10 protein-coding genes are annotated in these 11,423 nt (G+C 68.3%); 5 read left to right on the plus strand and 5 right to left on the minus strand.

Features of this window, described 5'->3' with window-relative positions; all coding sequences use genetic code 11:
- From ABD770_RS14885 to ABD770_RS14905, 5 genes are read right to left on the minus strand one after another with little or no spacing between them, the layout of a single operon-like run.
- Positions 1-1,509 carry an SCO6880 family protein gene (locus ABD770_RS14885; protein ID WP_425562789.1) on the minus strand — a complete coding sequence of 503 codons (1,509 nt, stop codon included), beginning with the start codon at positions 1,507-1,509 and terminating at the stop codon, positions 1-3.
- The gene (locus ABD770_RS14890; protein ID WP_285465430.1) at positions 1,499-3,130 is read right to left on the minus strand and encodes a TrbL/VirB6 family protein; all 1,632 of its coding nucleotides are present in this window, start codon (positions 3,128-3,130) and stop codon (positions 1,499-1,501) included. Before ABD770_RS14890 ends, ABD770_RS14885 begins: the two co-directional genes overlap by 11 nt.
- A 5-nt stretch (positions 3,131-3,135) precedes the next feature.
- Positions 3,136-3,879 (minus strand): DUF8175 domain-containg protein, encoded by a 744-nt coding sequence (locus tag ABD770_RS14895; RefSeq protein WP_285465431.1) that lies wholly within the window; start codon positions 3,877-3,879, stop codon positions 3,136-3,138.
- Between the two features lie 11 nt (positions 3,880-3,890).
- A complete protein-coding gene (locus tag ABD770_RS14900; protein WP_285465432.1) occupies positions 3,891-4,196 on the minus strand; it encodes a hypothetical protein in 306 nt (101 codons plus the stop codon).
- Between the two features lie 11 nt (positions 4,197-4,207).
- Positions 4,208-4,831, minus strand: coding sequence for a DUF6668 family protein (locus ABD770_RS14905; RefSeq protein WP_344820471.1), 624 nt, complete (start codon positions 4,829-4,831; stop codon positions 4,208-4,210).
- Positions 4,832-4,966: 135 nt separating this feature from the next.
- Between ABD770_RS14905 and ABD770_RS14910 the strand changes: the two genes are divergently transcribed.
- The 5 genes from ABD770_RS14910 to ABD770_RS14930 all read left to right on the plus strand — a co-directional run bounded on the left by ABD770_RS14910 (position 4,967) and on the right by ABD770_RS14930 (position 10,912).
- Positions 4,967-5,236 carry a helix-turn-helix domain-containing protein gene (locus ABD770_RS14910; RefSeq protein ID WP_344820472.1) on the plus strand — a complete coding sequence of 90 codons (270 nt, stop codon included), beginning with the start codon at positions 4,967-4,969 and terminating at the stop codon, positions 5,234-5,236.
- 125 nt (positions 5,237-5,361) lie between these two features.
- A complete protein-coding gene (locus ABD770_RS14915; protein ID WP_344820473.1) occupies positions 5,362-5,784 on the plus strand; it encodes a hypothetical protein in 423 nt (140 codons plus the stop codon).
- A gap of 2 nt (positions 5,785-5,786) precedes the next feature.
- A complete protein-coding gene (locus ABD770_RS14920; RefSeq protein WP_344820474.1) occupies positions 5,787-6,854 on the plus strand; it encodes a M23 family metallopeptidase in 1,068 nt (355 codons plus the stop codon).
- Positions 6,855-6,874: 20 nt separating this feature from the next.
- Complete coding sequence (locus tag ABD770_RS14925; protein WP_344820475.1) at positions 6,875-8,257, plus strand: AAA family ATPase; 1,383 nt, start codon at positions 6,875-6,877, stop codon at positions 8,255-8,257.
- A 675-nt stretch (positions 8,258-8,932) separates the two neighbouring features.
- Complete coding sequence (locus ABD770_RS14930; protein ID WP_344820477.1) at positions 8,933-10,912, plus strand: hypothetical protein; 1,980 nt, start codon at positions 8,933-8,935, stop codon at positions 10,910-10,912.
- The last annotated feature ends 511 nt before the right edge of the window (positions 10,913-11,423 follow it).

An 11,423-nucleotide genomic window follows, 5' to 3' on the forward strand; every position in this document is an offset into this window, starting at 1 on the left:
TCACAACCGATCCCGAATCTCTGCCGGCACCGCGACATGCTTGCTCGGCACCAGGCCCAGCGGCAACGCCATCGCAAACGCCGAATCCTGCGAGCCGTACACCGGCCGCACACGCAAGCGAGCCGACGCCGAGAGGTTGTCGATCGCCGCGGCCGCCTCAGCGGCAGCAGCCGGGTCAACGACCGTGGCCGTCACCAGCAGCCCGAAGTTCACCAGGCCCGCGCCGGCAGCCTCCTCGGCCGCCGTCGATGCCGCGGCACGCACCGCCAGGGTGTCGCGCGCCTGCGGTTTACGGGTCGCCGTCGCACGGAACTGCGCCGCTGTCAGATCAGCCTCGACGAGCCCAGCAGCTCGCGCCGGGTCGATCGGCTTGTAGAGCAGCGTCACCCGCTTGCGCGCGATGTCACGGTGCGGGGCGAGGAGGCGTGCCAGCACGCCCGACTGCACCGTACCGCGCGGCGCTTGCGTCATCGCCCAGGTGACCGACGTCGCGGAGTCGTGCCGGTAGTCCGACCACGACGCCTGATGCGCCGTCGGGCCGACGTCCGGCCAGCTCAGCTCGGGCACCTCACCCTGAGCGTGTGCCTCTTCGATGAGCACCGCGGCCGCTGGGTCGTAGGCGACCCGGATCGTCTCGCATAGCTCTTGCGCCGACAGCGGGTGCGCTGCACCCGCCCCGGTCGCCTGCAAGTTGCCCGTCAGGCCGGGCAGACGCGCCGCGAGCTCGCGCGCCATCTCGTCAGGCTTGCGAGGTGGTGCACCCTTGCGAGGGACAGCGGAGAACGTCAGCGACACGAACGCCTTGACCGTCGACGACCCGGCCGGGTAGGTCTCGACGACCTCGCGCAGCATGTCCTGCGCGAACGCGGGCGCGTCGGGGTCGAGGTTCAGCTCGACCTCACGACGCAGCCGCGTGCCCGACTCGGGCGCGGTCTCAATCGTGACCGAGGCGGCCTCGATGCCCGGCTCGTCCGAGAGGTTCGCCAGCCAGTGACCCCAATCGGCTACCCACGTGTCGACCTGTAGCGGGTCGACGAGCGATGCCCCGTCGGGCTCGGTGCCGATCACCACGGCGTACGTCTTGCTGATCGGCGTGTAGACAAGCGCGAACGGACGCCCATAGGAGTCCGTGTGCTCGCTGAGGCGGGTCGCCGCGGCAACACCGGGGAGCTGATACGTGCCCCACTCAGTGCGACCCAGCGGCCCCGAACGGTACAGATGCGAGCCGCGGGAACGTGCCGACATCCACCCGATCCGATTGGATGCCCGCGAGAGTACGCTGCGACCGTCCGCATTCTTCACGATCAGCAGCAGGATCACCCCGGCCGAGACCACCGCGGCGATGAACGCCGCGAGCAGCCCACCGGACATGAGCGAGATAAGGATGATGAACAGCGCCACGAACAGCAGCAGTGTTCCGAGCGTCCCCAGACCGAGCAGGCCCGGCGACGTCGGCCGCCGCCAGTTGCCGTAGGTGCGAGGGGCGTCCTGTGTTGGGTCAACGGCCACCACTGGGGCCTCCTTCCGTAGATTGCTCACCGACGCTCTGAACGGCCTGTGCGCCCTTCTTCGCGCCATCTGCCGCGATGCCTACCGCGGCACCCGCGGCCATGCCGATCGGGCCGCCAGCAGCGCCCGCGCTGGCCCCGGACGCCGCGCCTCCCGCAGCGGCTCCACCGCCTGCGGCTGCGCCACCTCCTGCGGCTGCGCCACCACCAGCAGATGCGGCCGCACCGGAGCCTGTCGAGGCCGCGGCACCCGAGCTGGATGCGCCGCTACCTGACGAGGCCGGTGCAGGACTGCCGCTGCTGCCGGACGAGCTGCCCGACGGGGAACCCGACGAGCCGGGCGAGCCCGTCGACCCGGTACTGCCCGAAGCGCCGTCCGACCCGGAACCGCTGCCGGTTCCCAGGCGGCCCAGCGCAGCAGCACCCGTCGGCAGCGATGCCAGCGCTGCGATGCCAAGAGCACCGCCGGCACCGCCAGCCATCGAGCCGACCAGCGGCGTCACAAACCGCATTAGAGCCGGCAGAGCGAACAGGGCGATAATCATCAGCATCAGCCCCGTGAGGATCGAGATAAGCCCGGTGCCGTCGTCGGAGAACACGTCAGTGCCGAGCAAGTGGAACGCTGCGGCGTAGACGATCGCGGCCGCCGGCTTGTAGAGGATGAATGCGAGCAGCCACCCGATGTTCTTCTTGAACCAGCTCGCGCCCATCTCTGTGTTTGTGAACGATGCCGAAAGCGGCAGGATGCCCGCGAGGATCACGAGCATTCCGCCGCGGGCGACCATGAGCACGATCTGGAACGCTGCCGCGAGGATCGCGATCAGCCCCAGGATGATGATGAGCAACGGGCCGAGCCCGCCAGTTGTGGCGGGGTTCGATGTGAGAGCGATGAGCGTCAGCATGTTGCTGCCGAAGCACGCCCCATCGCCCTCGACGTCGCACTCTAGCGAGCCGTTGATGACCCACACTGAGAAGGAGTCGGCCGCCGTTACGAGCAAGCCCGTGACCGTGACGCCCATCGCTGATACCACGATGAGCGTCAGCAGGCTCTTGATCGTTTGGCGGCCCGGCTCGGCGCGCTGTTCCCAAGCCATCTTGACGCCGCCGATGATGACCGACAGGACTACGAGACCGCCGACGAGCCACCAGACCGCGGACTGTAGGAACAGCACCGTACCGGCCGCGCCCGAAGGCCCGGTCGGCATGAGCCCCGCTGCGAGTCCACCAGCGCCGCCAATGAGGATGACGCCGCCCAGGATCACGCCAATACGGCCGACCGCGGCGATGCCCTCGCCCTGCCGGAGCTTCGAGGCGATCAGCATCCCGAGGATGATGATCGACAATCCCGCGATAGCGAGGCCAATCCACTGAACGTAGCTGAGCATCGTCGTCACGTTCCCCGAGTACGCGGGCGCGTCGCCCGCGCTGATCGGTGACGATCCGCCGCCACCCGTCAGGTTCGGTGTGCCGATGTTGACCCACATCGTGCCGAGCGAAGCGATCGCCTTGCCGTACGCCTCCATGACGGCGTTCGCCATGTTCTCGATCGCATCACCGACAGCGGACTCAAGCCAGTTGCCCGCGTTGCACCCAATATCCCACCACGCGCAGTCATCAGCCATAACGATCACTCCCCCCAGGTGATGTAGCCCGAGAGGTCAGGGAGCTGAGTCGTCTGCAACGGGTTGCTGCTGTCCTTCGGTAGGAGCTTCCAGTCGCCGTTCTCCCACACGAGGTTGTAGATCACCGAGCCGTACACGGCTTGCCCCGAAGCTGCGCCACGGACGGCAATCTCGACTCGCGCAGCAGCCCCGTCGTATGCCAGCAGTCGGAAACCGGCAACGCTAAGCCGCGTGTCCGAGGTCGCGCCGGAACCGACATCGGTCACGAGCTGACTGCGATTTGGCGCGGACTCGGCCAGGAAGTACTCGATCCAGGCCGGTGCGATCGTGGGATCGCTACCCTGCGCCACGGCGTTCGTTGCTGCGAACAGGGCTCCCTCGGGCGAGTGCTGGAAGCAGTACCGCACGCCCTCGGGCGAGGCTTGGCCCGGCCCGAACTCGGATGAGGTCGGGTAGGCCACCGTGTCCTGATAGGCCCACTCGGCCGCCGGGGCGGTCGAGAGCCGGCCGGACAGCTCGACACCATCGAGGCCGCACACGCTTGCGCCGCCCTCGTCTCCTGTCGGTTCAGGGGACGGGGCGGCGTCAGTGGGCTGGCTCGTCGACGTCGGCGCGGGATCGGAGCCGTCACGGTTCAAGTTGAGAACCGTGACGATCACTCCCACGACGACGATAAGCGCGATGACCACGGCCGCGGCGATGAAGCCTGGCCGTGTCCACGGGCTCTGCTCGTTCTCCTCGTCAGCCATGCCGAGCCTCCTCAGCCGCCTGCGATGGTGCCGATCCAGGCAGCACCCGCGCCGATGACGATCGCGCCGGCCATAGGCCAGAGAACCTTGGGTAGAGAGTCGTGGCCCTCACCGCGGCGGAAGCTCACCGCGATCAGGATTCCGCCGACGATGATCGCACCGCCGACGACGGCGTAGCCGATCCACTTGAGCCACGACATGATCGTGGTCACCCCCTCAGTACCGGGCGGCTGCACCGGGTCGGGGTTGGGGATGTCGGCAGGGACGATGGCGGCGAGGTGAGTCGCCGCCGTGATGAGGGTATCCAGAACCGTCATCGGACTTCCTTTCACTGAGTGGTGCCGGCGGCACCGGGTCGGAGGAGAGTGCTCAGCTCGTCGACGAGTCGACGCACCTCGCGCGGAGCGTCAGGTAGGGCGATCGCCTCACCTAGACGCCACGATTCGATCCACGGGACGTTCCACGTCCTCGGGAAGCCACCGGCCACAACCTGCGCAAGATCGCGCAGCGGCCGCGGAAGGCGACCCGGTGCATCAGCAACGATGACCAGTCCCACGACCTCGACGAACGGCACCAGGCCCGCAGCCCACTGTGTAGCGGCGGCCTGCGCGGCGCGGAGGCCTCGCACGTTCGACCGTGCCGTGAGAACGACCTTTGCGGGAGCCTGCGCCTGCACGCGCGGCCATGCATGATCGGCCGCCCGCCACTCAGGGACGAGAGCGGACAGTGACGATTCACCGGAGCCGCCATGCACGCCAACCCACCAGAGAGTAGCCGGCGGCCGGTCGTACGCCGGTAGCTGGTCGACATGATCGGGTGCAGGTACGCCTCGCTGGGGTGCGACCGGCCCACGCGGCGGAGCCACCCCGACGGATTGCTGCGCAACGCTCGGCACCTCTGTAGGGGTCTGTGGGCGTGAGACCCACGGATTGCTTCCCTCTGTCATCGCCATGTCCCTCGATATCGTTGATGTAGTCGCCTACCCGACCAGACTACCCTTCCACTCTACAAGGAGCAATAGAATGCGGCAGACATATTTGGACATGTACAGCTTCCCACAGCCCGCCATATCGTCTACACTGGCGGTATGCGTACACGTCTCCCGGTGCATCCCGTGACCTCGGGGCTCGATGCGCTCTTTCAGGGGCGCAAGGAGACGCTGACCGTTCCCGAGGTGGCCGAGATGTTGAACGTCACCAAGCCGGGCATCTACAAGTGGCTCAAAGACGGGGTGATCCCCGGCTACAAGATCGGCTCGACGTGGTTCATCCTCCGAGATGAGCTGAAAGAGGCGCTAGAGGCCGGTGCGAACGCACGTCGGGTCATCCCGCACGACGAAGGAGGCGAGGAGCGATGAGGGCGCGAGGTCTGGCAACAGTCACGACGGCGATCGCCGTGGCGATCGCCCTTGCAGGGTGCACAGGCTCGGCCGAGCCTGACCCGTCGACCCCGGCACCTACGCCGAGCGCTACCGGGCCGACGATGCCAGACCTCGACAAGCTCACACCGGCCCCGACGGATGCAATCGACACCGAAACCGGGGAGAAGATCACGCCGAACGTCCTCCCCTCGTGGGACGATGCCGCGCGCGCGGCCGCTGTCGAGCTGGCCACGAAGGCCATGAGCGCGTTCGCGCACCCCGAACTCGACTACGACACGTGGTGGAAGGCCGTCGAGCCGCTGCTGACGCAGCAGGCCGCTGAGGACTATGCGTACGTCGACCCCGTGAACATTCCCGCCCGTAAGGTGACCGGCCCGGCGCAGCTCGTCGACGAGACCAGCGCCTACATTGCGGGCGTCGAGGTGCCTACCGACGCTGGCGTGTACACGGTCATTCTCTCGCGCGTCGACGGAGCCTCGCCGTGGCTCGTTGAGCGCTTCACACCGCCGGAGGGAACGCACTGACCATGTCTGCGCAGAAGCCGAGCGGAGCACTCGCCATCGCCATCGTCCCCCTGTTGGTGATTGGTGTCGTGTTCAGCATCATGTTGCTCGGCGCGGATGACAACTGTGCTCCTATGTCGGGATCGGTCTCGATCGACCCGGCCTCGGTGCCCGATACGACTATCGCCGGATACGGGCACGAGCAGCTCGTCAACGCCGCCCACGTTATCCAGGCGGGCAAAGACCTCGGCCTCACCGCGAGAGATCAGACCATCGGTGTCATGACCGCGATGGGTGAATCTTCCCTGCGCAACATCGACTACGGCGACTGGGAGACCGGCGGGGTGACCAATCCCGACGGTAGCCGTACGACCAGCATCGGCCTGTTCCAGCAGCAGGAGTGGTGGGGTACGAGGGAGGAACGCCTCGATCCGTACATCGCCTCCAAGAAGTTCTTCGAGGCGATGACGCGCGCCGTCCCCGAAGCCGAACGCCAGACGCTAGCGCCGACGATCGTCGCTCACCGCACCCAGGGCAACGATGACCCGTACCACTACACGAAGTTCTGGGATGCGGCTGTGGAGGTCGTCGAGGGACTGTCGGGCGTGACCACCGGCCTCAATGGCGGCGGGAGTTGCGGCCTTGTTCCTGGCGAGGTGAACAAGGACGGCTGGGCCGCCCCGGCGCAAGGCCCGATCACGAGCCGCTTCGGGCCGCGCGAGCCCGTCATGACGCCCGAAGGGCCTTCCAGCAGCTTCCACCGAGGCACCGACCTCGCGCCCGGCTGTGACGAGCCCATTTGGGCCGCGCAGAGCGGCACCGTCACCGCGACGGGCTTCGGCACCCGCTACGGCTCGAACGGCACCATCATCATCGACCACGGCGGCGGCGTCGAGACGGTCTACCTTCATATGTTCGACTCGGGCATTCTCGTCAAGCCCGGCGACAAGGTGACCGGCGGCCAGCAGATCGGCAAAGTCGGCAATAGCGGCCAGTCTCACGGCTGCCACCTCCACTTTGAGACCCACGTCAACGGCGAAGCCGTCGACGCCGAGAAGTTCATGGCCGAGGTTGGCATCACCCTCGGATAGTGACACAGCAAGGAGACAGCATGAGCATCACAGACACCGTGCCGACGTGGCCACGTATCGAGGCCATCACTCGCGCCGACGGTTCGGGAGAGGTCGTCATCAACGGAACCTCGCATGCGATCGACACCAGCGATATCAGCGAGGCCCGCGCTGCGATCATCGCCGTTGTTACCGAGACTGCCGATAAGGTGGCACGTCCTGTACGTCTTATGACGACCGGCCCCGATGGACAGTGGCCGCTCATCGTCCACCCCGACGGCACCGTAGAGGAGGACACCGCCCCGCCGACACAGGCGCAGGCCGCGCCGACGGAGCCCGAGCAGGAGGTCATCGACCAAGTGCCCGCACCCGACGCCGACGCTGAGGAGATCGTGACCGTGGCGACCGGGCCCCGCACCCTTGTCGAGCCGCCGAGCGCCGACCCGTGGGTGCGCACAGCGCACGCCCAGACGCCGGCGACCTCGGTCGAGCCGCGCACCCGGCGCGAGGTGCGGCAGTCGTTCTTGAAGCAGCAGCAGATTGAGAAGCCCGCGACGAAAGGCTGGCGCGGCATCGCCGCCCGTGCCGGCGTCCGCCTCGCCCCCAGCGAGGCCGAGCGCGCAGAGCGCGCCGACGTGCGCTCCGTCTCGCAGCATTGGCCTGGCCCCCGCACGATCGCCATCGTGAACGGTAAGGGCGGCGTCGGCAAGACCATGACCACGATCAACCTCGCCGCGATCTTCGCCCGTTACGGCGGTGCCGGCGTCCTGGCATGGGATAACAACCAGACGAGGGGCACTCTCGGTTGGTCGACCGAGCAGGGGCCGCATGATGCGAGCATCCTCGACCTCCTGCCCCAGGTGCCGACCTTTCTCGGCCCGGCCGCTCAGGCGTCCGACCTCGCTCGGTACGTCCACCACCAGACCGGCGACCGATTCGACGTGCTGCGCAGCAAGCCCGAAGTGCTCGCCACTCAGCAGCGCTTCGACGACGAGACCGTGAACGCGATCCACGACGTCGCCGCGAAGTTCTACCGCATGATCCTGATTGACAGCGGCAATGACGAGACCGACCCCATGTGGTTGCGCGCCGTCGAGCTGTCCTCGCAGCTCGTCGTGCCAACGATCGGAGAGGCCAAGGCGGCCGAGTCAGCCGCGCTCCTCCTTGAAGGACTGGCGGAGCGGGGCGGTCGGTTTGCGCAGCTCGCCGCGCAGGCCGTCGTCGTGGTGAGCAAGCACAAGCACGACCTACCCGACCGCGACGTGCAAGCACTCCGCGACGGGTTCGGGCCGCTCGCCCGTGAAGTCGTTACGATCCCCTACGACCCCGCGCTCGGGGCCGACATGCTCTCCTATGAGGCGCTGCGGCCATCGACGCAGCGAGCGTGGCTCGCTGCGGGCGCAGCCGTCGCTCGCGGGCTATGAACAGCGGCCGTCATCCAGCCCGGCACGATCCTGCTCGTCGGCGGCGTCAGGCTGAACATCAGTGTTGTCGAATGATTCACGACGACACGCCGAACTTCGTCCGCGCCTGTATGCATAATCCCTGCGAGGATAACGCCATGAGTGACTACGGCCGACGCGCGCGCCGCGCGAACGATGCGCCCACGGTCTTGCTACAAGGCCGTGTTTCACCGAGGGCACGAGCTGATGTACGACAGGCGGCAGAAGCCTCCGGCGTCACGATGTCTTACTACCTCGAAGCGCTCATCACGAAGCTCGTTGAGGACTTCGGTGGCATGCCCCTCGTCGACCCGCCGGCACGCGATCGGGCGAACCAACTTGACTTGCCCGAGGAGGCCGCCACGAGAGCCGCATAGAACGAGGAAATCCCCGCCCTTGGCGGGGCGGGGATTTCGGAAGCTAAGGGCCTGATCTGTCGAAGTTGGCAGCTAGTCAGATTGGCCGGGGTGAAGAACCTGGTTGGCGCCAGGAGCTTCGCTGTACCTACCAGGGTCACCAGGAGGTGAGTTCATCATAGCAGGATCACCCGTTTCCGTAACGGATACTCCCCGCGGCGTTTCTCCGTGGGCGTTCACGCGCGCGTTGAGCCCGCGCCCGAGCGTGCGCGTCGCTACCGTCGACGACCGTGGCGACGTGATGAACCTCTACACCGGCCGCGCGCGCGTCGATGGGACGGAGCCCGCCCGGCCGTGGGCGGTCTACCTCGCCGGCACCGATGCCCGGTTCCGGCTGCTGGCGTTCGACCTCGACGCGAAGGCCGAGGGAGCGAACGCCGCGGCGGAGCGCGACGCCGCAACGATCGCCGGCGTCCTCACGGATGCCGGCATCGAGCACGTCGTGTGCCAGTCCGGGCCGTCCGGCGGCCGCCACGTATGGGCGGCGCTGGCCGAGAGCGTCGACGCCGAGACGATCGCCACCCTGGCGCGCCTGACGCGCCACTTGTGCCCCTCGCTTGACCTCTCGCAGCTCACGAACCCCGCTACGGGTTGCGTGCGGCCGCCAGGAGCACCGCACCGTGCCGGCGGTGCCTCCACGGTGCTCACCGGCACGCTGGACGCGCTCACGAACCCCACGACGACCGCCGCTCAGGTGCGTCAGCTCGTCGAGCGCCTGGCGCAGCTCGTCGACCTCGACGAGCCCGCCGTAGCTGCCGACCCGCACACGCCGCTGCCTCTCGACGAGCACGGTCACCTGTACCTGCCCGGCCGCCGCCGCGAGCTGCCGGCATCGAGCGCGGCCGCGCTGCGCGAGGACGCTGCCAGCGGCGACGCCTCGGCCGTGCTCTGGCGCGTCCTGATCGGAGCCGCGGCCGCCAGGTGGCGGCACGCCGACATCGCAGCTCTCGTTGAGACCTCACCCGGTCTCGAACACGTGCGCAGCTCGCGCGATCGCTCAGGACGCCGCACACGGCCCATCAGCGGCCCCAACAGCGCCGCCGCGGTGCTGCGCCGCCAGTGGCGCAAGGCCGTGCGCTACGTCGCCACCAGCGACCGCCAGATTGGGGACGATCCCACGTTCGATGCCCGCGCCGACGCGATCGCCGCTCACGTGCGCGACGTGCAGACCCGCGCCGACGCCAGCGTAGGCCGCTGGACGCGCGGAGGCGGCCCAGCCGACCGCCGGGTGCTCGACGTTCTCTGCCTCCTCGCCCTACAAGCCCTCAGCGGCCCTGTGGAGGCCGATACCCGCCGCCTGGCCCTACTAGCCGGGATCGGCCGCGAAACCGCGCGCACGGCCCTCCTCCGGCTCGCCGCTGACGGGTGGATCGCCCAAGCCGGCGCGGCCGATGGCCCGCACGGAGCCCGCTGGACGATCGACCCACAGGGCGTTCTCCACAGGGAACCGAGTACAAGTCGGTCACAAGCGGACCCGCGCCCCGGAGGGGCCGGGGCCGCCGAACGCACCACGCTCATTACGATCCTGACCGCGCGAACCTTGGACGCTGCGCACGACGTGTTCACCCTCTCCCCCGGCATCGGACTGCACGCAGGGAACCTCTACGCGAGAACCACCGAGGATGCTCAGGACGTCGACGAGCTAGCCCGCGCCACTGGATCAGACCCCGCCCGCACGCTGCGCTCCCTCGACCGGCTCGTGTCGGCGGGTCTGCTCTTGCAGCGTGGCACCCGTTGGGCTCGGCCGAGCCAGGATCGACGCCGAGCCGCCGCTGAAAGCCTCGGCGTCGACGGCCGGCTACAGCGTCGAGCCGCCGCCTACGCCGTCGAGCGCGAGCTGTGGGCGTGGTGGCAGGCCGAACAGACATGGATGCAAGCACCACGGCGACCCGGTGCCGGCCGCCGACCCGGCCGAGGCCAGCTCACGTTGCTACCCGAGTTCGGCACGAGCGCCTACGGTGCGCACCCACGTCGAGCCGACGGCCGAGCCGACTACCGTGCAGCTCGCGCCGAGGTCGAGCAGGAGCGCGGCGGCCGCGCGATCGCGCCCCGCCGCTCCCCCGCACCCGCCGTCGTCGCTGTCGAGCCGCCCAGCGACGCCGAGCGCATCATCACCGACATTCTCGGAGCCCGCCTGATCGCCGTCGAGTCCTACGCCCCAGCACAACCGGACGGGCGCAGCGACGGCGAAGTGCCCGAGCTGGTCGAAGCGATCGCCTGAGCCGGCGTTGACGCCGAACGACCGCCCCCAATGTGCACAGCCCAGCTATCGCCGGGCTGGCCTGCACACAGTGGGGACGGATCGAGGCCGGCCAGCAGCCGACCGACGAGAGCTGCGCCCTCGCGCTCCCCCGCGGCCCTGCGGGCCGTGCCCGACGGCCGCTGCGCGGCCGACAGCTCCTCACGCCTGCGGCGCTCGTTTTCTAGCCGTGAAGCCTTCGGCAGCATACGGTCGGCCGGCCTCCGCACAAGCGCTTTCGCGGCATATCCTCCCTCGCTCCGCTCAGTCCGGTATTCCACGGTCGCTTGTGCTCCATCCGGCTCTCCCTAGCGGCGACAAGTCGCCTTCACGGCAAGAAAACGTGAAGGGGGTCAGGATCAAGACCCTAATAGTACTAATACCGTCACCGGAGGTAGTGAGATGGCCCGCAAGATCAAGACCACCAAGAGCCCCGAGGAGCGTCGCGCCGAGGCCGAAGGGCTGCACGCCACGATCGCGGAACAGGTCGAGG

The sequence above is a fragment of the Microbacterium soli genome (assembly GCF_039539005.1).
Classification (GTDB): domain Bacteria; phylum Actinomycetota; class Actinomycetes; order Actinomycetales; family Microbacteriaceae; genus Microbacterium; species Microbacterium soli.

Coding starts and splice junctions, on each gene's coding strand:
- ABD770_RS14890 (WP_285465430.1), bottom strand. CDS start 3,130: ATGGCTGATGACTGCGCGTGGTGGGATATTGGGTGCAACGCGGGCAAC.
- ABD770_RS14895 (WP_285465431.1), bottom strand. CDS start 3,879: ATGGCTGACGAGGAGAACGAGCAGAGCCCGTGGACACGGCCAGGCTTC.
- ABD770_RS14900 (WP_285465432.1), bottom strand. CDS start 4,196: ATGACGGTTCTGGATACCCTCATCACGGCGGCGACTCACCTCGCCGCC.
- ABD770_RS14905 (WP_344820471.1), bottom strand. CDS start 4,831: ATGGCGATGACAGAGGGAAGCAATCCGTGGGTCTCACGCCCACAGACC.
- ABD770_RS14910 (WP_344820472.1), top strand. CDS start 4,967: ATGCGTACACGTCTCCCGGTGCATCCCGTGACCTCGGGGCTCGATGCG.
- ABD770_RS14915 (WP_344820473.1), top strand. CDS start 5,362: ATGCCAGACCTCGACAAGCTCACACCGGCCCCGACGGATGCAATCGAC.
- ABD770_RS14920 (WP_344820474.1), top strand. CDS start 5,787: ATGTCTGCGCAGAAGCCGAGCGGAGCACTCGCCATCGCCATCGTCCCC.
- ABD770_RS14925 (WP_344820475.1), top strand. CDS start 6,875: ATGAGCATCACAGACACCGTGCCGACGTGGCCACGTATCGAGGCCATC.
- ABD770_RS14930 (WP_344820477.1), top strand. CDS start 8,933: ATGAACCTCTACACCGGCCGCGCGCGCGTCGATGGGACGGAGCCCGCC.